The following is a 21,224-nucleotide window of genomic DNA, read 5'->3' as shown; positions in this document are numbered from 1 at the left end:
TCTAATCTAATGCTTGCAAGCGCTTACAAATTAATGAATTCTAGATAACAATAAAAACGTAATCTGTCACCGTAGCCTTTTGTCATTAAAATAATAAACTCAACGACGCAGGTTTAAATATGCAGCACTCACTCAATCACATTGTTATTGTTGGCGGCGGCTCTGCAGGGTGGATAACCGCGGGGTTATTAGCCGCCAAACATAATGTTGATCAAGGTAAAATTTCCCCAACGCCCAAGCTAAAAATTACCTTAATAGAATCACCTGACGTTGCCACCATTGGGGTTGGTGAAGGTACATGGCCATCAATGCGCTCGACGCTAGAAAAAATAGGTATCGACGAAACTACATTTTTACTCAGATGTGATGCCAGCTTTAAACAAGGTTCACAATTTTTTCACTGGGCAATAGAGCCCAATATCCGCGCTAATTTACCCTTTGATCAACGTCATTATTTTCATCCATTTAGCCTACCCGTTGGTCAACCACAGTTTAATGCCGCCCCTTTTTGGTTGCCCTTTAATGAACAAATAAATTTTGCTGATGCCGTGTGTAATCAAGCTACCATAGCCAAGCACTATTTAGCCCCTAAGCAATTAGCAACCCCACAATATAGCTTTGTCAATAATTATGGCTATCACCTTGATGCGGGTAAATTTAGCCAATTACTGACTGAGCACTGCACTGAAAATTTAGGAGTGCTGCACCTTCGAAGCCATGTTGATAAAGTGCATATTGCATCGCAAGACTCCGCCAATACTAAAGCAGGCGACATCAGCGCAATTTCTACGCGTGAGCACGGATTAATAGAGGCCGACTTATTTATCGATTGCAGCGGGGTAAAGTCCATGCTGCTGGGTGAAAGCTTAAACGTGCCATTTATTAGCCAACAACATATTTTATTCAATGACCGCGCATTAGCCGTGCAAGTGCCCTACCTTGATTCAAATGCACCCATTGAATCCAACACACTGTCAACCGCGCAAGATAATGGCTGGATTTGGGACATCGGCCTCCCAACGCGTCGTGGTATTGGCCACGTTTACTCAAGTAGCCATATTGATGACGAGCAAGCATTAACGGACTTAATAAATTATTTAACCCCAACGCTAGGTAAGCAGGCTGCGGATATCAACCCGCGTAAATTGACGATTAACCCAGGGCACCGGCAAGTATGTTGGCAACAAAATTGTATTGCGATTGGCATGTCATCAGGCTTTATTGAACCGCTTGAAGCATCAGCTTTAGCATTAGTGGAATGGCTTGCTAACGAACTTTCCAATCAACTGCCCACTAACCGTTTAGTCATGGACACCATTGCCAAACGAGTTAACCAACAGTTTACTCAGCACTGGCAACAAATTATTGAATTTTTAAAGCTGCATTATGTTGTCAGCCAGCGAAGCTCTGACTACTGGCAAGATCACCGCAGCCAAGCAAGTGCACTGCCAAGCCTGACGGAAAAGTGCCAGTTGTGGCAACACCATGTTCCTAGCCAAGATGAAATATTACACCGCAATGCTTTATTCCCCGCGGCAAGCTTTCAATATGTGTTGTACGGCATGGGCGCACTCACCCAAGCACAAATGCAGCTTAAACCATCTGACAAACAACAAGCACAGCAATTGTTCTCTCAAAATGCCCAGCGCTCAAAACAGCTTATCAATGCGCTACCAAGTAATCGGGCACTGTTAAAACAATTACGACAGCAAAGCTTTGCACCAATGTAAACTCAATATATCCAGTAAAAAACAACACGGAATTGCCTAAATAAAATCATAAAAAGGATGCCAAATGAGCCAACATGTTTTACTAAATAGCGTCGACCATAAAAACCTTAAAATTAATCTCTCTCGCAGCGCACTGCTTGGCGATAACCTGTGGTTTAGTGCGACCTTCCCGCTTGAGTTTCGCAGCGTACAAGCCCACTACCCAATATTTTTCCAAAAAGATCCCAGTTCAGGGCAATTTTTTTCCGTTGCAATGTTTGGCTTCAAGCAAAATGAAAACCTTTTTTTAACCGCTGATGGTTGGGATGCCGCTTATATTCCCCTATCGGTAAGAAGACAGCCATTTTTAATTGGTCAGCAGACGATTCGTGAAGATGGCGTTGAACAACAACAGCGGGTGATCCACATTGATATGGCAAACCCACGAATAGGACAAGAAGGCGAAGCGTTATTTTATGAGTTCGGTGGTAATACGCCCTATCTCGATGAGGTGGGTGACATGCTAGAAACCATACATCAAGGCTTACAAGATAACGCCGATTTTGTAGATAGTTTAATTAGCAATGAGTTGCTGGAGTCATTTACCTTAGATATCACCTTAGATGACGGTTCACAAAACCAAATGTTGGGCTTTTACACCATTAATGAAGACAAACTTGCCACCTTGTCAGCAGAGATTTTAGCGCAGTTACATCACAAAGGACATTTACAAGCGATTTATATGGCGCTGGCATCACATTCGAACATGCGCGATTTAATGCAGCGAAAAAATGCATTATTGCCAACAAAAGGATAAGGAAAAGGAAAAGGAAAAGGAAAAGCCTATGCCAAGCCCTGTTGCAGTCAAGCAGCTTAATGTCGACACGATTGAGCAAGCCGTTAGTGTCATCGATGATGCCACAACGCCGGTGATTTTTCGCGATTTATGTCATCAATTCCCGATTGTACAAGCGGGAAAGAATAGCACTCATGCGGCAATGGATTACTTGTTATCGAGCCAGCCTCAACATGATGTTATTGCCTATCGTATTGCACCAGAGCATCAGGGCAGAGTGTTTTACAATCAACAAATGAATGGCTTTAACTACCAAGGAGCACAGCTACCATTAGCCACGTTATTTGCACATTTAAACCATGAAGCACAGCAAACGACACCGGCCGGTTTATACATGGGTTCAACAAATGTAGAACGGCTTTTTCCAGCTTTTTTCGAACACAACAGCTTGAGTTTGGGCGATATTAAGCCACTAACGAATATTTGGTTAGGTAATAAAACCAATGTTGCCGCCCATTTTGACGTGCCACATAATTTAGCATGTAATTTAGTGGGCCAGCGCACTTTTACCCTTTTCCCTCCAGAGCAAATCCGCAATTTATATATAGGCCCAATGGAGCTTACCCCCGGCGGTCAACCCATTAGCTTGGTTGATGTGACGTCACCCGATTTTGCAACATTCCCACGTTATGCCAACGCTCTTGCCACAGCGCAAGTGGCAGAGCTTCACGCTGGTGATGTGTTATATGTCCCCAGTATGTGGTGGCATCAGGTGAGCGGTAAACAAGATTTTAATGTGTTACTCACGCACTGGTGGCGCGATACCCCCGCATTTTTAGGTAGCCCGCAAAATGCCCTTAATCACGCGCTTTTAAGCATCCATTCTTTACCCAAAGCACAGCGCCAAGCTTGGAAGGCAATATTCGATTACTACATTTTTGATAATGACGACACAAAGTTAGCTCATATACCCAAGCAAATGTTGGGCATGCTAACCACGCCATTAGATGAGTTATCCGCCAGAAAGTTGCGTGCTGACTTAACCAATAAATTAAAGCGTTAACCATCATGATGACATGGCGGCTAACACTCATCAGAACAAGGACGACAACATGACATCACCGATAAAACGCATTGTTATCGCCGGCGGCGGCACCGCGGGTTGGATGACCGCTGCGGCGATAACCAAACTCATGGGCAAAAACCTTGAAGTGGTATTAGTTGAATCAGACCAAATTGGCAGCGTAGGCGTAGGCGAAGCCACCATTCCAACTTTGCATATATTCCACCGCCTATTAGGGCTAAAAGAACAAGATGTGATGGCCGCAACGAATGCCACATTTAAGTTAGGCATTAACTTTGAAAATTGGCATGACAAAGGTAAAGATTACCTGCATTCATTTGGCTTTTTAGGTAAAGATTGTTGGGCATGTGGTTTTGGCCATTTTTGGCTTAAAGGCAAGCAACTAGGCATGGCCAAAGACATTGGCGATTACTGCACCGAGCATTTAGCCGCTCGCCAAGGTCGCTTTGCGGTATTACCCAATCAAGACGCTAACCACGCTTACCATATGGACGCCACCTTATATGCTCAGTTCTTACGTCAAATGGCGCAAAAACTTGGTTTAAAGCGCATTGAAGGCAAAATAAGTGATGTCATTCAACATGATCATAATGGCCATATTAAAGCGCTGACACTTGATAACGGTGAACATATTGAAGGTGACTTGTTTATCGATTGCACCGGTTTTAGAGCACTACTGATTGAACAAACCCTGAATACGGGTTTTGAAGATTGGAGTCATTATTTACCTTGTGACAGTGCGATTGCCGTGCAAACTAAGTCTGTTGGTGAGCAACCCGCTTATACTCGCTCGATAGCCCATGAATCGGGCTGGCAATGGCGCATTCCGTTGCAAACACGCACCGGTAATGGTTTAGTCTTTTGCAGTAAATTTCTCTCTGATGAAGATGCCAGCGCTTTATTGCTCAAAAACATTAAAGGCGAAGTGCTCAATCAACCTCGGGTGATTAAGTTTAAAACGGGTACTCGGCGACAACATTGGAATAAAAACTGTGTTGCCATTGGCCTATCAAGTGGCTTTTTAGAGCCATTAGAGTCCACCAGCATTCATTTAATTCAACGCAGTATTATTAGGCTGTTGCAACTGTTTCCTAGCAATGGCATTAAGGCCAGCGATGTTAATGAGTTTAACCAGCAAACGTTACTTGAAATGGACAATATTCGCGACTTCATTATTTTGCATTATAAAGTGACCGAACGTGAAGACAGCCGTTTTTGGCGCTATTGCAAAAATATGGAGATTCCTGCCTCACTTAAACATCGCATCGATATGTTTGGCGATTCTGGCAAGGTGTATAAATACGGCAGCGAGCTATTTGGCGAAAGCTCTTGGGTGCAAGTGATGATGGGGCAAGGAATCACCCCGAAAAGTTACCACCCTATTGTTGATATGATGCCAGAGCCTGAACTAGAAGCGTTTCTTGGCAATATTAAAACAAATGTAAAACGCAAAGTGGACTCACTACCACTCCATCTTGATTTTATTAAACATTATTGCCCATCTTCTGTTGCCATGAATAAAGAGTAATTTAACTTATGACCCAACAAGCAAGCCCAAGCATCATTGAGGTCAACACTTTTAGGCCGCAAGTAATACGCATTGGTAATCAGCAAACGCCGGTTATTATTATTGATGATTTTGCCAAAGACTTGTCGACATTACGCCAAGTCGCGGCTAACTCAACCTTTGAGCAACAAGACAGTAGTTATTATCCCGGGGTAAGAGCCCCGCTGCCGCAAAGCTACCCTATTGAAGTTATTAACCAAGTATTTCAATTAATTTATGATGTTTATGCCATCCCTAAACATTTACGCATTAAACCGCAAAACTGGGTATTTTCGTTAATTTCACAAGCACCAGCAACGTTAATGCCACTGCAGCGGTTACCGCATTTTGATACGCCAGATCCATTTCACTTTGCAATCTTGCACTACCTTAATGATGCCCCTTACGGCGCAACCGGCTTTTTTAGGCATAAATCGACCGGTTATGAGCGCATTAACCAACAAAATATTGACCATTATTTTGACTCAGCAAATGCCTTTTTAACCCAACACAAGCAAGCGACACCAAGCTACTTTACTGACAGTGATGAGCATTATGAGCTATATGAGCAAATTGCCTACAAAGCTAACCGCCTCGTCATTTATCCCGGTAGTTTATTACACTCAACCTTGGTTAATCCTGCAACGGATATTGACTCATCAGTGCACACCGGGCGCCTGACCGCCAACATCTTTTTGCAATTTAGCTAGCTTTTTCGCTGTAATGCCCATATTGGCTTGGCTTGGCTTGACTTGACTTGGCTTGGCTTGGCTTGGCTTGGCTTGGCTTGGCTTGGCTTGGCTTGGCTTGGCTTGGCAAGAGAATAAGTGCTTAATTTAGTTGCAAAGATTATTTTTAGCTTTTTTTAGTTTTAGTTTTAGTTTTAGTTTTAGTTTTAGTTTTAGTTTTAGTTTCGTCACAGGCTAATGCGCCTAAAGCATGTTTTAAATAATGGCTTTAAACATTATTTAAATTTGCATGTAAGACTTATTAGGCAACTTAAAATAATTACAACATCATATATTTATCTGTTATAGCTTGTTGTTAGTTACTGTTGTTGATTGCTTTGATTGCTTTGATTGCTTTGATTGCTTTGATTGCTTTGATTGCTTTGATTGCTTTGATTGCTTTGATTGCTTTGATTGCTTTGATTGCTTTGATTGCTTTGCATTTGTTCTAGCGCGTGCATAATTTTCTGGGCAAACTTTGGCTGCTGATAATCACTGAGTAACTGCGCCGCACATTCTGCCGTGCATAACCCATCAGCCACTTGATTACGCCTTAGTTGATAAATGGATCCCTGTGGAGCGACTAAACTTATCTGTTCAAGATGATGTAAATATTTACTTTTATTAAACATTTTACGCGCTTCTTGCCATGTACTATCCAAAATAACCACTGCTTGATAATGTGGTTTGATTGGCATGACTTGATCACCGCTAGCGTTAACCAACTCAGCTTGAGTACCTAAAAGTTTTGCGTTATTACCTTCAAGCGATAGTGCTGGTGATGAAGTTGAAGTTGAAGTTGAAGTTGAAGTTGAAGTTGGAGTTAATAATGATGCTGACAACGGCGCAGCAGATTGAATACGACTTTGTTCTTGAGCAATGTTTGGCGACATCATTTGTCGATCATTTTTATCTAAAGATGATTGTATTTTATCTTGAGTTAAAGCAATGTCGCGGTCATCTCGATACACTAACGCCACCTTTTGACAGGCAAGCTGAGCCAACAATTGCGGGTCAGGCTTCACCCTATCCCACACAACGACGCGACTATAAGGGTATGCTTGTATGACTAACTTCCCCGTGTTACTCAAACGATTCAGTTCTTTTTGATGCGTTAATAAAATAATTTCTAGCATAAACAATCAACGACCTTAACGGATTTTAATTGCACCGACCTCAGGCTAAATAAGCGAAGGCTTGTCAGTAAAAATAAACCCTATGTGCCAAATATGGTTGCAACTTACGGCGTCAGATAATAATGCAAATAACCGCATAAATCATTAACACGGTGAAAAACAAGAATCCATTAACCGCTGCTCATCCTACTTAATACTGATTAATGGAATAAAAACAACCAGTCAGTTTGCGCAATAAGTACACAATAACAACCAAGGTTTTAAGTAATATTAATAATAGTTAATCCTAATATGTGTAAATGTTAATCATATTAACATTGCCGATCATTGACGAGGTTGAGATGTTAATGATGAGTAATGTTTAAACAATATATTGGTTTAAAATTAACCTGATGGATGGCTTTCGTTAAAGTGAGAACTCACTTTAATGGAGAGACAACATAATGACTTCAACACTTAATAGTTACACTCAACACACTGTTGCTCAGTCTTATTTATCACTTCATAAAACCAATAGACGTAATGAAAACGTTCAGTCTATTAATGAAATCAAGCAATTAGACTCAACCTCAAACCATAAGCAAGCTTATAATTCTGCGCCGCACAAAGACCAAGTACAACAGCACAATAATAATGCTCAGTCCGACTTAGTGAAGATAAGTGAACAGGGACGCCAACGCTTAGCTGTTGAGTTAAATTTGACACCTGAGCAACAATTCCCCTCTGTCGCACAATCAATAACCAAACAAGTCATTGAGAAAACGCCGCTGCAACGCATAGACAATGAACAAGTAGCCCCAAGCTCAGCTAATAGGGCGCTAACATCAATACAGCCCCATCCGATATACCATGACAAACTCAATGATTTTATTGCTTTTAAAAAGGGGCTATTAAAATTTCAAGCCTATACAGGTTTAGCAAACATGGCCTTAGGTGCTCGGCCAACATTAACTGTGCCTAGCGCGTTATATTTATCCCAAAATGACGACGCAAGACATACTGCAGTGAATACGATGCATAAAAATATGCAATTATCGACCATGCAAACTTACTATGAAACGAGCCAAGCTATTAACACTCGTGCTTAAACTCATGTTGACTAACTTATGCGCTTGACACCTTTGGCTTTATTGCACAAGTTGCTTTAGTTACTCAACTATCTTAATGGCGCTACTTATATTGATTATTTTGCTTAGCTCAACAGGCTTAACACCGCACAAATTACGTTTGTGGCTCCATGTCATCCCACGACTGTTTTTTACGATAAATAGTTGAAGGACTAATATCTAACATCGCCGCAGCTTTAGGGATATTGCCTTCGCACATATCAATGGCATGTTCTATAGTGCGCTTCTCTGTTTTCCATAACGCTTCAATAGGCCCGTCATCGACAGCAACAGGCGATGCGTCCTCAAATTGCGCTTGTTGAGGCACATTGTCAGCTTGGGATGGTAAATGCGTCATTATATCAGCAGTATTAAGTTGATTGATTTCTGCCCCCGTTTTACTGCTTTGGGTATTAACTGATGGCAATGCTTTTAACACTTGCACTGGCAACATGTCATATTCCACTAATTGGGCATCATTTAGCACAACAATTTGGCGAATTACGTTTTGTAACTGCCTCACATTACCTGGCCAATTATATTGCTGCAGTGCATTTTCTGCTTGTTTAGAGAAGCCTTTAAATGACTTGCTCTCTTCTTTGGTATATTGAATAAGTAATTTTTTTGCAATCAATTGCACGTCTTTACCGCGTTCACGAAGCGGAGGCAGTTCAACAGGGATAACATGCAAGCGATAATATAAGTCTTCACGAAACTCACCTTTAACGACTTGCTCCCATGGATCTTTATTGGTTGCACTAACAAAGCGCACATCAACCTTTTCGTCTCGCGAACCACCCACTCGGCGAAAGACACCGGTTTGAATAAAACGCAGTAATTTACTTTGCAACTCGAGTTCCATTTCGCAAAGCTCATCAAGAAACAAGGTGCCACCATCAGCTTGTGTGGCCGCACCATCACGTTGATTTACCGCGCCAGTAAATGCGCCTTTGGTATGGCCGAAAATTTGGCTTTCAATTAAGTCTTTTGGAATAGAGGCGCAGTTTAAGGCTATAAACGGTTTTTGATTTCGTGGCCCTGCTTGGTGAATGGCTTGAGCACATACCTCTTTACCAGTACCGCTTTCACCACTAATAAACACTGAAGCTTTACTATTGGCGACACAATCAATGGTCTTATAAACCGTTTGCATTGCTAATGATTCACCAATAAAACCTTGATAATTAGTTTTTGGGAGACTTTTTTCATAGCTATCAACTAATTTAACTAATTGACGTTGTTTAAGCGCATTTCTTACGGTAATGGCAAGCCGTTTACTATCAAAGGGCTTCATTAAAAAATCAAATGCCCCTGAGCGCATAGCATCAACGGCAATATCAACGGTGCCATGTGCCGTCACCATAATAACGGTAATATCGGGATGCGTTTTTTGAACTTGGGCGAGAATATCCATCCCCGACATGTCAGGGAGTTTAATATCTAACACTAATAAGTCTGGTGGTTGACGGTTTATTTCATTTAGCGCGTCTTCTCCTAAATGGACTAAAGTCACGTCGCCGCCTTCACTGCACAAATATTCGCTATACAGTGCGCCTAAAGACAAGCTGTCTTCAACCAAAATAACACTAAATTCTGCCATGAAATTACATTCCCTTATGGTTCATCATTACAACGTCCCGTTGCCATCAATAACATCTTGACTCAAGCATCAACTAAACAAGGCTTTCATACTGTTAATACTCTCTTTTGCACTTGCTACACACAATTTAAACGTTTGTGGATTGACTTGTTTTTGTCTGGCCTCAAACTCCAACAGTTTTGCCTGTTCAAATAAGGTTTTAGCCCCAAAACTACCGGCACTGGATTTAATGGTATGCGCTTCTGCTTCAATTTTTTCAACATCACCTTTAGCGCCGAGGTACTCTAACACACCCACTCGCATTAAAGTTTCATCACAAAATACCGTCAACATATGACACAAACTATCGCGTCCAAGGGCATCCTCAAGCTGCTTAATAATTTCAAAATCAAGTAACTGATGATTAATATTTAATCCCCGGTTGTCTATCTGCTCGGTTTGCTGCAGATTATCTTGCTGAGGTTGCATCGCCTCATCGCCAGCCTCACTTAGTAGCGCTCCATCACTGTGTTCTTCGTTTTCATCAATGATATTTGATGAGGTTGTTTGGCTTGTCGCTTGCAAACTTGTCTCATCTTGCGGCTTTTTATCTGAGTGATAAATAAAATTATCATCTTTAAACACAATGCCTTTGGAAAAACGACCGTGCTCAGCTGACGAGACCAGCACTTGCTGGTCAGTTGATTGTGCCTGCCCCGACTCGCTATCGACAAGAGAGTGATAATCGGTTTGAGCCACTTGATGATCGGTTGACGCAGCAGATGAATTCATCGCACCTAGCTCATCAATGGATTTTTTATCACTAATATGAGGTTGTTTATCCATTGACGAGGTTGTAGGCGCTTGTTCGTGCTGCGCATCTATCTTTATTGCTTTAGCATCAAGCGTTGTGTGCGGCCTTGTGGGTTCAATGGGCGTAAGTTTGGCTTTGGCTTCAGGGGTTAATAAGGCCATTGCGGCAGACATATTAATGTCAGTAACAGGTTTAGGACTAGCCCAACGTGCCACACTCGAAATTAAGTCATCACGCGTGACTGGTTTACCAATAAAATCTTTCATTCCCGCGGCGGTGCAGGCTTCAAACTCTTCTTTAAATACGTTGGCTGTCATGGCCAAAATTAACTGTTGTGGTTTTTGAGCTAAGATACGACGGCACGCTTCAAGGCCGTCCATTTCAGGCATTCTGATATCCATTAGGATAATGTCGTAATCTTTGGTTAATGCCATATCAACAGCTTCTACGCCATTATTCGCGTATTCCATCTTCGCTCCATATTTACTGAGCATTGTTCCGGCAACTAACTGGTTTGCAGGACTGTCTTCTGCCAATAAAATGCTCAAGCCTTCTGGCAAAGACAGTGTTTTATTGTTGGTGTCATTAATTTGATTAGGTTGAGTTGCACCACTGACTAAACTCAATAGCATCGAGCGGCTCAATGGCTTATTGACCACTTGTTCTATGCCCATTTGAGCCAACATGGAAGACATTTCTGTATTCACCCCTGCGCTAAGAACCGTTAATAAGCCCTTATCAAATAAGAAGTCATGGCGCAGTGCGTTAACGGTCTTTTCATCAATACTCATTAAGCTCGAATCATCGACAAAAATGACATCAAAGCGACCCTTAACTTTCGACAATTTGAAAATATCTTGTACATCACGAATATAAACCGTTTGCACCCCATACTGAATGTATTGTTTTTTAACCAATTTGCACAAGGTATTGTCGGGGTGAATCAACAGTACCCGGCTATGTTCAGGTAGGCGCATATAATGAGTTTGGCTATCAGAGCTCTCATCTAGGGTGACATGTAATTTAAACCGACTACCGCCGCCTAAAGAACTTTCAACATCGATATCACCGCCCATCATCCGCACCAATTCAGCACAAATGGCTAATCCTAAACCAGTACCTTTATAACTGGTGGTATGGGTATCATGTACTTGGGAGAATTCATTAAATAATTTGTTTTGAGCATCAGTGGAAATACCTATTCCTTGGTCTGTAATAGCACAACATAACTCGACACGGTCTTGGTGGTTATTAGGGATCCACATTTCAACAGAAATACACCCAGAGGTAGAAAATTTAATCGCATTATCAACCAAGTTATGGATGACCTGTCTTAAACGCTGGGGATCACCTACCAGTGAATGAGGCACATTACGATTAATAAAGCTGGCTAAATGCACCCCTTTTTCGGCCGCTTTATTGGCCAAAATTTGCAGTACTTGAGCCACCAACTTATCCGGTTCAAATTCATGTGATTCGAGCACCATCTGCCCGGCTTCAATTTTTGAGAAATCTAAAATATCATTGATGGTATTTAATAACGCGTCACCAGCTTCTTTGGCGGTATGAGCATAAATACGTTGTTCTTGTTTCAGCTCTGAATCTAACAGTAAATCAACACTACCGAGAACGGCATTAAGTGGCGAGCGGATCTCATGGCTCATGGTCGCAAGAAAACGTGACTTCGCTTTACTGCCTGCTTCAGCTTGCTCTTTAGCTTGTTTGAGTTCTTGCTCACGCGATTTTTGCTCTGAAATGTTACGCAAAAAGGCGGTAAATAATAATTCATCCCCGAGTTGAATAGGGATAACACGTAATTCGACCGGAAACTCTTTGCCATCTTTGGTCAACGCCGGAACTTCAATGCGCTTATTTAACACCGCACCTTCACCGGTTTTACGGTGATGGTCCATGCCTTTACGATGGGGATCTCTAAATCCTGCAGGAATAATTAAATCTTCTAATGGTTTGCCAAGCGCCTCTTCGCGCTCATAACCAAATAACTCAACGGCGGCAAGGTTAAACTCTTGTACAAGGCCTGCAATATCAATCGTAATCAGTGCATCTTGGCTGGCCTCAAGTGTTGCCAGTAAAATAGACTCAGAGCGCGCGGCTTCCGCTTCATTGATTTTAATTTCAGATAAGTCTTTAACAAAGCCTAAAAAGAAGGTTTCGCCATCAATTTTCATCCGCGAAACAGACAGTTCTATTGGAAACTCATCACCGTCTTTATCTTCAGCAACAACTTCTCTGCGCGTACTAATCACTCGCTCTTGACCACTTTCTAAAAAGCGATTGATATAGCCATCATGAAGATGACGCTCAGCTTTTGGTGTCAACAATGACACATTAGCACCAATTAATTCTTCTTTTTCATAACCAAAAATCAATGAGACAGCGCGGTTAGACTCAGTAATAATGCCATCGATATTAATAATAATAAAACCATCAATGGCCGACTCTAAAATAGTATTTAGACGCACATTTGCTGCACCTAATGCTTGATTTCTGGCATCAATATTTTTAACCATCTGGTTAAATGCTTGCGATGTTTGTGCAATTTCATCCTTACCAATAATGGGAATTTGCACGCCCGTTTCCCCCTCTAAAATCCGCTTAGAGGCACCTTTTAATAATGATAAATTTTTGGTGAGATAAATTCCGAGCAACCAAGAAAATAATGCCACTAACACCATTTCTAAGGCGGCAATAGATAAAAACCGCGTTGAAGCTTGTTGTAAAAAAGAGTCAAATTGAGAGCGATCAAAGCCGATTTCTATTTTGCCAATAACTTCACCATCAATGGTGACCGGTTTAGAAATATCTACCACATCATCGCCTTCAATCGCGATACCAATTGTTTGAGTATCCCAAACGGGTTGCTGTAATTCTTTATGCATGCCAACCAATAAATTGCCATGGTGATAGACATTAATGTAATTAATTTCGGATTGATGGCTGAGGGTTTCAGATAAGATGGTTAATCGCGTTTGATCATCATTTCGAACCGCATCTTTTACGGCATGAGAAAAAATATCAGCAACATGCTGAGCACGCTTTTGGAGCTCGTCTTGGTTAGCCTGCTTTAAGTAATGAATACTGGTGTATACCAATACTAAAAGTAGAATCCCTTCAATTATTGCAATACCAATAATGGTTTTAAATCTAAAGGACAAATCCCTTCTCCTTTATTTGAAAACTTGAAATTAATTCAAATAATCAACTGCGTTTTTAGCACGATGTTTATCAAACTTTCGTTTATTCGTTCTGACTAACTTCACTATGAATCAGGTCTTTGCAATTTGCAATTAAACTTGAATAGAAGATGCAATATGTAAATAAGCAACTACAAAACAAAAAATCAACACATTGATTTTATTACAAATAAAATATTAGGCACGTCCTTTGCTATTTATTGTAAGTGCAGAAAAAATGTTGCATATCGCAAAAAATTATCATGAACATTTAATTTAGTACAAATAAAAGGTGAAAAGCATGCCCGAACCAAGAATGTTTCGTATTTTGGTCGTTGAAGACAGTCATAGTGAACGGTTATTTATCTCTTCGGTCATTAAAGCGATTCAGTTTGAAGGCGCGACAATGGACGTGATGGACTGCAATGACGGCCAAAAAGCATTAGATTTATGTCAGCATCAAACCTTTGATCTGATTTTAAGTGATTGGCGAATGCCTAATCTTTCAGGGATTGAGTTATGTATTGCCGTCAAAAAGCACGCTAGCCCTCCTTATATTTTATTGTTAACAGGTAACAGCCAAGATGAAGATTTAATTTTCGCTATGTCATCAGGCGCAGACGATTACCTTGCAAAACCATTTGCTCCTAAAGTATTGCAAATACGCGTTGTGGCGGCCTTACGCCTTGTCAGTGCGCAACATGTTATGCACGCCCAGCAACAAGAATTAACTCAAGCATTAGCGCTTAATCAAGCACAATTAAATGACAAGCAAACAGAATTACAACAAGCTGCGTTATTGCAACAAGCCTTATTACCCGATGCAGAATTTAGCCAAAATCATTGGCAAGCCAACCATTGTTTTATTGCTGCAAGTGAACTCGCTGGAGACATGATGCAATGCTTCGCCATTGATAATGACACCATTGGGTTCTTTTTAGTTGATATCACCGGTCACGGCGCAGGCCCAGCGATGCTGAGCTTCACCTTGACGCAATTATTAAACCCTAACCAAGTGGACTGGCAATTAACCCCTGCTGAATTAATGTGTCATTTAAATCAACACTTTATTGACCCTTGTGACCAAGGCACATTCGCCACTGTACTCATTGGTAAATTCAATACGCTCAGTGGTGAGCTCATACTCAGTAATGCAGGTCATCCACGACCTGTGATTATGGGTCCCCAAAATGCCAGTGAAATAAACATGCCCTCTCATTTGCCAGTTGGGATAAGTAAGGACACCCAATACACTAATTGGCAGTCAATTTTGCAACCCAACGATAGATTGATGATTTACTCAGATGGCGCTTATGAAGGGCATCACGATACTCACGGCATGTTTGGCATGCAAAGGTTGCTCAATATTTGTAAAAACACTGTTTCACTTGGCCCAAGTGCACTATTGGCGCATTTACAACATTGCTTATCTTTGTGGCAACAAGGTCAGCAACAAGATGATATTTCAGTACTTTTACTCAGTCATGACGCTATTGAGAAATAACCTAAACATGCCCTAATAACCATTTATCAGCAACAGATTAACCGTTAAGGAATGACCATGAACACCCTGCAAATTAACTTAAGCCAAAACATCATTGAAGATAACCATTTATGCGAAGAGCTTGAACAATTTATGCTGTTAAATAATGTCACTGAAGCACAGCGCTTTAAATTGATTACCTGCACGATGGAAGGGGTAAATAATGCATTACAACACGGCGGCAGCCATGCTAATGAAATCATCATTATGCTACATTGCAATGATCAAAAAATCATGGTTGATGTGCTTGATAAAGCCAATTTTAGTCCGTTACCCGATGTGAATGAATGCCCTAATATTGAACAAGAAAATGGTCGTGGCTTGTGGATCATGGATAATTGGATGGATCAAGTGGTATTAAAGCCGTCGGTATTAGGCACCCACTTGCGTTTAAGTTTGTTGCGTTAACTTTTTTATAAATAAGATAAAACATGCTTAAGTTGTGATTTCATCATCAAATATCCATGCTGCGACTGTACTCGCGTCAGCTTACTTGTGCCTGTAAGCCTGTAAGCCTGTAAGCCTGTAAGCCTGTAAGCCTGTAAGCCTGTAAGCCTGTAAGCCTGTAAGCCTGTAAGCCTGTAAGCCTGTAAGCCTGTAAGCCACAATAGCGAAATAAACAAATATCCAACAAAACAATGCCCATTTGATAAATCCCTCTGCTCATTGAAATTCGCGCTAGATAACCGCCTTTCTTTTTCGCGCTATCGCTTCACTTCCAAGCATGCCCTGTTGACGCCTGAATATTCACCTTGTTTGCATAAAGACCTAAGCGACTGTTTTACAAAAATAAAAATTGATTCTCATTTTGCATTCTCATCTTGCAAAAAATCCCTTTTAACTAAATACAATCGTACCAGACCTACTGTAAAAACTTGATTAATAACAACTTTAACTATTGGCACGACATGTGCTTTATAAGGTTATCCCCAGATGAATTAATAAGAGAGTCATTTATGATGAAATTTGAAGCGAAACCCGACATGCATGCCAGTATCGTCCATTTGCCAGAAAAAATGGTCATGGCGCAAACCCCTACTTTTAGGGCCGCCATTATTGATTATATTGACCGTGGTAACACCCGCTTAGTATTTGACCTGCAAGCACTACAATATATTGACTCAAGCGGGTTATCTGTACTTATCTCTGCTCGCAATCAAGTCAAAAAATACTCGGGTGAAGTGGTATTGCTTAACCCTACGCCAAGTGTACTGGCACTCATTGAATTGACTCGATTACATCTGATTATGGAAATCTACGAAACAGAAGAACAAGCCTTAATTGCTTTACGTTTTGACCAAAACGAAAAGCAAGCGGTGTAGCCCTTAAAAAACATCTTTCATTTATCTGTTTGTGTGACAAGGAGCCTGTTATGCATATTTTCAAATCTGCAATGCTATTGTTGCTATCACTCAGTCTAACGGGCTGCGTCACCCCAATGAAACCTAAAAGTGAAGATGTTTGTCATGAAGACAGCAACCAAGTTGACATTAATGGTTGTCATTATTTTAGCCAAACTACCCCTTATCTACGCACCATTAGTGCGATAAATGGCCACCCATTTCCGCCATACCATGCACAAGGCTTTGACCCTAGACACGCCAAATTGCCAATTATCATTACCAAAGACAATATTCACCACTTTAATCGCCCGCTCGCGCTTTCTGTCGGTGACAAAATAGATATTCATATTCTCAATGGCGACGACTTTAGCCGCGCGGTAGAAGTGGATGCGGATGGTAATATTTACCTGCCTTACTTACCAGCAATTAAAGCCAGTAACTTAACCCTTGAGCAGTTAAACCAACGCATTAAACACACGCTGATTGAATTAAATATGATGCATGAACATGCCATTAGAATAAGCATTGTCCCTATTAGTTGGGCTGCCATTAATATCATTAGTTCTGGGGCTATTTTTGAGCCAGGCCAGCATATGATTAATAAAAAGAAACCAGTGGAAAACATCGATGATGGTAGCAATTACAGTGGCGATCAAGCCAGTGATCGTTCGATAACAACTGCGATTAAATCTTCAGGAGGCATCCGCCCAGATGCTGATATCACCCGTGTAACAGTTACTCGCAACGATTATGTCTACCAACTGGATCTAACAAGTATTTTTACTGGTCGTGAACTGCAACAATTTACCCTAATGAGTGGTGATAGAGTCCATGTTCCCACGACCCACACGTTTAATGACGACTTAGTTAGGCCATCTCAAATTACCCCGCCAGGAATTAGGGTGTTTATGTCAAACCTTACCCAACCTGCGAGCTCCAATAGCCAGTCGGCAGTAGACCGCGAAGCCACTCGCTTTCCTTATGGAACAAGATTACTCAATGGTGCAATTGCAGCTAACTGTGTTGGCGGCGCGCAATCAACCAATGCCTCGCGGTACGTGATTTTAGTCACCAAGAACCCACTTTCTAGCAAAATTGATGTAGTTGAACGTGCGATTGACGATCTCATTCGCCAAGCATGGAAACCCAATATGAATCCGGTGTTATTACCCGGTGACGGCATTGCGTGTTATGACTCCCGGGTCACTAACGCCCGTGAGATTGTTCGTAGTATCACAGAAGTCGTTATTCCATCGAGTCTAATGGGTTATTTCTAGGAGGCATTAATGACAAAAAAATCAGACTCTAATGCGAATAGAAAACGTAGTTCTTCAACTGAGGCAACTGAGGCAACTGAGGCAACTGAGGCAACTGAGGCAACTGAGGCAACTGAGGCAACTGAGCAGCATTACCATATTAATAACAATGAGCAAGAGCAAAGTATTTCTGAACTTGCCTACTTATTTTGGCTTAAACGTGCAGCCGTTGAAGGTAGTCAACTTACTCATGCGTCACGCAAACGTTTATATTTAAAAACGGGTTTCGCAGCCATACTGACCATTTGGATAATTGCAGGCATTTTAATGCTACTTGCGCCAACCCGTTATGAGTCTAAATGGTCAGTTATTTTGCCCGGTAACGGCGCTGGAGCATTAGTAAACTTAGAAAGTTTAGGCCAAGCAACCTCTTCTTCTAGTTCGCCTTATTCAAGCTCAGCTATTGACCCAAGAGAGAATTATAAAGCAATTGCTAACAGCGAGTTATTGCTCATCAGAGCGGCACAAATGGCTAAAATGCCTGCTGGCACCATAGGAAAGCCGAAGCTTAAATTACCCAATCAAACTGGATTAATGCTATTTAGCATTAATGCTAACGACCCTAAAATTGCTCAAGCCAAAGCATGGGCGTTATATCGCACTCTACAAGTGATGCTTGATGAACTGCGTAGTGATGAAGTGAAAATGCGTGAAAATGGCATTAGACGAGGATTAAGCGGCTTTTCAAACAAAGTGAATTCAACCCAAAAAGCGATTTTAGGATTTCAATCTGAACGCGGCTTGGTCTCTTTGGATCAATTCAAAGAATTGGCGATTACGATAGAAAGGTTGCGTCACAACCGAGTGACGTTAGTGTCAAAAGTTAACGGTTTAAGTGCAAAAGAAACCGCATTAATACGTCACTTAGATACCAGCCCTAAACTGGCAGCAGACCTACTAAAACTACATAACGACAAGTTAATCCAAGAAATGGTCGCATCCTTGAATACCACCAAAGCACAACTACATGAAATGTCAGCGCATTATGGAACAAATCATCCACAAATAACGACAATGAAAGCGCAAAAAAACAAACTTTATCAAGCATTAAATCATCATATTTCGTCATTACTTGGAAGAAATAGTCAAAAAATCTTAGCCTTACTCACTATCGATGATATTGATGGCCGTTCACAATTATTTGAACAACTGATTGCCGTACGTGCTGAACGCGAAGGATTAGAACATGAATTATTTCGCTTAGATCATGAAATACTTGCTTGGGAAGACCGTCTAGAGTCCAGTAATGATGATGCCGCGCTATTGGAAGACCTACACCGCGAACATCAACTGGCTACAGCGATTTTAACCTCAGCGATTGCCAAAATGGATGTCAGCAAAGCCGATATTTATACCGCTTATCCATTGCTCCAATTATTGTCGCCACCAACACTGCCAACAACATCAAATAAATTAACCATCATTTTATTAATGGTGGCTGCACTGAGCGCCTCGTTTATGTCAATCACAGGACTTTGCATTTTATGGATACGAAAACCATTACTGCGCAAAATTTTGACGAAAAACTCATCTACGGAGCAATAGTTTTTAGTCATGTCTTTTGGGTGTTTGGGGCTTTGTACGTCGTCGCTCCGGTTTTGGCTTGGGTACTATTTGTAAAAATGGTAATCAAAAAAATGTATCGCCAACCTTTAAAACCACTGACTTTTTTACACTATTTATGGTTTTTAGGTATGTGGTTAATGCTGATGGCCTTAATTGCAGGCCACCTTGAACAAGCACTGGGACTACCTAAGTTAATAAAGTCATCAATTGGTTGGGCCAAAGGCTGGGCGTTACTTGCAGTATTCCCAGCGTTAAGCTGCCTTAATGTCAGAGCAGAGATTATCTACCGCGCTAGCTGTAAAGTGTGTAAATACACCGTAATGCTATTACCACTGTTCATTCTTGCTTGGTTAATTGGCCTACCCAAAACCCTCTATGTCTCACCGCTAAGTATTATTGGCGGCCCTGGCCCTGAATTTTTCTCAGTTAGCCTATATGAAATAGACCCTGGTAGTGGCCTGCCTCGCTGGCGACTGTTCACCCCTTGGGCCCCCGCGCTAGGTATGCTAGGTAATTTATATTTTATTTTTGCTAATCAAGAAAAAGATTTACGGTGGCGATTTTGGGGGGTGGCTGGCAGCTTGTTAATGGTATTAATGTCTCAATCAAGATTAGGAATTGTCTGTTATATCATGTTGTTTGGCTATTTCAGTTGTTTGCAATGGGTACGCTCACCGATACTGTATTTTTTCCTTAGTCCAATAATGTTAGTGGCCGGCGCTGTGGGCGATAAAATCATTTACGGCATATCAACCACCATCAGCACCATTAAATCAGCTAGAGCAGACTCGACCCGTGTGCGGGAAGCATTGGCCGATATTGCCCTGCAGCGGTGGTGGAATGAAGCCATTGTATTTGGTCACGGTATTGTCGAGCGCGGGCCACACATGGTGGAATACATGCCTATTGGTTCTCACCATACTTGGTATGGGTTGTTATTTGTAAAAGGTATTGTGGGAGCATTTGCACTGGCTGTGCCGATGTTTGTGAGTTTTATTGTACTGCTATTTAAAATATTCGATTATGCCATTGCTAAGACAGGCTTAGCCATTTTAATGCTACTTACCTTATATACGTTTGGTGAAAACTTAGAAATTTTGGCTTATTTATTTTGGCCAGGGTTAATCATTCTAGGGCTGGCATTTCATAGAGCACCTAAAAAGCCTGCCGCTAAAAAAACCGCCAATCGATGACAGGTATCAATTAACAAACGCCATAACAGGTTATTTGAATCGTAAACAGATACATAAGCGACATGGCATTAGTCGAGTTGGTGTATTTTTTTAGCAAACATTTGCTGATAAATAAAATCGCACCAATCGCTACTGGTGTGCGAGGGTAAAGTGGGGTTTCCCGTTAACCCTAGTTTGAATTCAATTACCGCTTGCCATTCTTGCGACCCAATATCAGGACCATGGCCTAGCTCGTCGCTACTCATTAACTCTTTTTCAAATAAATTAAACACATCTTGGCTGCAACTGAGCTTTTCAGCATTCGCTAGCAAACTTGAATCATGATTGACCTTCGAGTAATCAAAGCAACCAGCAAATAAAACACTGCTTAACAGTAACCCTCGCCCAAGCGGTTTACGAACGGTATCTGCGCTAAAAAAACTCACTATACAATCCCTTTTGTTATTATTTTTAGCCCCCTAATTTGCAAATGCATTATGCAAATTAAAGTATTTTCTCCTGAGCTATTTTATTGGATATTTAAAATAATGAAAGTAAATAGTTAAATTAAACAACCGCTTGAAGATTAAAA

At 41.2% G+C, this 21,224-nt stretch carries 16 protein-coding genes; 12 read left to right on the top strand and 4 right to left on the bottom strand.

Annotated elements, in window-relative coordinates; all coding sequences use genetic code 11:
* The first annotated feature begins 119 nt into the window (after nucleotides 1–119).
* From G3R48_RS02355 to G3R48_RS02335, 5 genes are all read left to right on the top strand, one after another.
* The gene (locus G3R48_RS02355; protein ID WP_153660685.1) at nucleotides 120–1,730 is read left to right on the top strand and encodes a tryptophan halogenase family protein; all 1,611 of its coding nucleotides are present in this window, start codon (nucleotides 120–122) and stop codon (nucleotides 1,728–1,730) included.
* A 64-nt stretch (nucleotides 1,731–1,794) separates the two neighbouring features.
* Nucleotides 1,795–2,526 carry a SapC family protein gene (locus G3R48_RS02350; protein ID WP_153660687.1) on the top strand — a complete coding sequence of 244 codons (732 nt, stop codon included), beginning with the start codon at nucleotides 1,795–1,797 and terminating at the stop codon, nucleotides 2,524–2,526.
* A 28-nt stretch (nucleotides 2,527–2,554) separates the two neighbouring features.
* On the top strand, nucleotides 2,555–3,568 hold the full coding sequence (locus G3R48_RS02345; RefSeq protein WP_153660689.1) for a cupin-like domain-containing protein: 1,014 nt from the start codon (nucleotides 2,555–2,557) through the stop codon (nucleotides 3,566–3,568).
* A gap of 49 nt (nucleotides 3,569–3,617) precedes the next feature.
* Nucleotides 3,618–5,117: a tryptophan halogenase family protein gene (locus G3R48_RS02340; protein WP_153660691.1), complete on the top strand. Its 1,500-nt coding sequence runs from the start codon at nucleotides 3,618–3,620 to the stop codon at nucleotides 5,115–5,117.
* Nucleotides 5,118–5,125: 8 nt separating this feature from the next.
* Nucleotides 5,126–5,845: a DUF6445 family protein gene (locus G3R48_RS02335; protein WP_153660693.1), complete on the top strand. Its 720-nt coding sequence runs from the start codon at nucleotides 5,126–5,128 to the stop codon at nucleotides 5,843–5,845.
* A 338-nt stretch (nucleotides 5,846–6,183) separates the two neighbouring features.
* Here the strand turns inward: G3R48_RS02335 and G3R48_RS02330 are convergent, their stop codons facing one another.
* Nucleotides 6,184–6,999 (bottom strand): tRNA-uridine aminocarboxypropyltransferase, encoded by an 816-nt coding sequence (locus tag G3R48_RS02330; RefSeq protein ID WP_212593183.1) that lies wholly within the window; start codon nucleotides 6,997–6,999, stop codon nucleotides 6,184–6,186.
* Between the two features lie 443 nt (nucleotides 7,000–7,442).
* On the opposite strand from G3R48_RS02330, the gene G3R48_RS02325 reads away from it, so the two are divergent.
* Nucleotides 7,443–8,087, top strand: a complete 645-nt coding sequence (locus tag G3R48_RS02325; protein WP_153660697.1) for a hypothetical protein — start codon at nucleotides 7,443–7,445, stop codon at nucleotides 8,085–8,087.
* Nucleotides 8,088–8,220: 133 nt separating this feature from the next.
* Here G3R48_RS02325 and G3R48_RS02320 read toward each other — a convergent pair whose 3' ends face one another.
* Both G3R48_RS02320 and G3R48_RS02315 read right to left on the bottom strand, forming a co-directional pair.
* Nucleotides 8,221–9,705 carry a sigma-54-dependent transcriptional regulator gene (locus G3R48_RS02320; protein ID WP_153660699.1) on the bottom strand — a complete coding sequence of 495 codons (1,485 nt, stop codon included), beginning with the start codon at nucleotides 9,703–9,705 and terminating at the stop codon, nucleotides 8,221–8,223.
* 69 nt (nucleotides 9,706–9,774) lie between these two features.
* Nucleotides 9,775–13,674, bottom strand: coding sequence for a PAS domain S-box protein (locus G3R48_RS02315; RefSeq protein ID WP_153660701.1), 3,900 nt, complete (start codon nucleotides 13,672–13,674; stop codon nucleotides 9,775–9,777).
* A 319-nt stretch (nucleotides 13,675–13,993) separates the two neighbouring features.
* Between G3R48_RS02315 and G3R48_RS02310 the strand changes: the two genes are divergently transcribed.
* From G3R48_RS02310 to G3R48_RS02285, 6 genes are all read left to right on the top strand, one after another.
* Nucleotides 13,994–15,196, top strand: coding sequence for a fused response regulator/phosphatase (locus tag G3R48_RS02310; protein ID WP_153660703.1), 1,203 nt, complete (start codon nucleotides 13,994–13,996; stop codon nucleotides 15,194–15,196).
* Nucleotides 15,197–15,253: 57 nt separating this feature from the next.
* On the top strand, nucleotides 15,254–15,643 hold the full coding sequence (locus tag G3R48_RS02305) for an ATP-binding protein (RefSeq protein ID WP_153660704.1): 390 nt from the start codon (nucleotides 15,254–15,256) through the stop codon (nucleotides 15,641–15,643).
* Between the two features lie 548 nt (nucleotides 15,644–16,191).
* Nucleotides 16,192–16,557 (top strand): STAS domain-containing protein, encoded by a 366-nt coding sequence (locus tag G3R48_RS02300; protein ID WP_228497285.1) that lies wholly within the window; start codon nucleotides 16,192–16,194, stop codon nucleotides 16,555–16,557.
* Nucleotides 16,558–16,607: 50 nt separating this feature from the next.
* Nucleotides 16,608–17,855, top strand: coding sequence for a polysaccharide biosynthesis/export family protein (locus tag G3R48_RS02295; RefSeq protein WP_153660706.1), 1,248 nt, complete (start codon nucleotides 16,608–16,610; stop codon nucleotides 17,853–17,855).
* Between the two features lie 9 nt (nucleotides 17,856–17,864).
* On the top strand, nucleotides 17,865–19,439 hold the full coding sequence (locus G3R48_RS02290) for a GumC domain-containing protein (RefSeq protein ID WP_246504582.1): 1,575 nt from the start codon (nucleotides 17,865–17,867) through the stop codon (nucleotides 19,437–19,439).
* Nucleotides 19,379–20,653 carry an O-antigen ligase domain-containing protein gene (locus tag G3R48_RS02285; RefSeq protein ID WP_153660708.1) on the top strand — a complete coding sequence of 425 codons (1,275 nt, stop codon included), beginning with the start codon at nucleotides 19,379–19,381 and terminating at the stop codon, nucleotides 20,651–20,653. Before G3R48_RS02290 ends, G3R48_RS02285 begins: the two co-directional genes overlap by 61 nt.
* Nucleotides 20,654–20,721: 68 nt before the next feature.
* Here G3R48_RS02285 and G3R48_RS02280 read toward each other — a convergent pair whose 3' ends face one another.
* Nucleotides 20,722–21,078, bottom strand: coding sequence for a hypothetical protein (locus G3R48_RS02280; protein ID WP_153660710.1), 357 nt, complete (start codon nucleotides 21,076–21,078; stop codon nucleotides 20,722–20,724).
* Nucleotides 21,079–21,224 lie beyond the last annotated feature (146 nt).

The sequence above is a fragment of the Shewanella intestini genome (assembly GCF_018221465.1).
GTDB lineage: Bacteria > Pseudomonadota > Gammaproteobacteria > Enterobacterales > Shewanellaceae > Shewanella > Shewanella intestini.
Note: the sequence above shows the minus strand (reverse complement) of the source record. Positions and strands in the feature narration are given on the sequence as shown.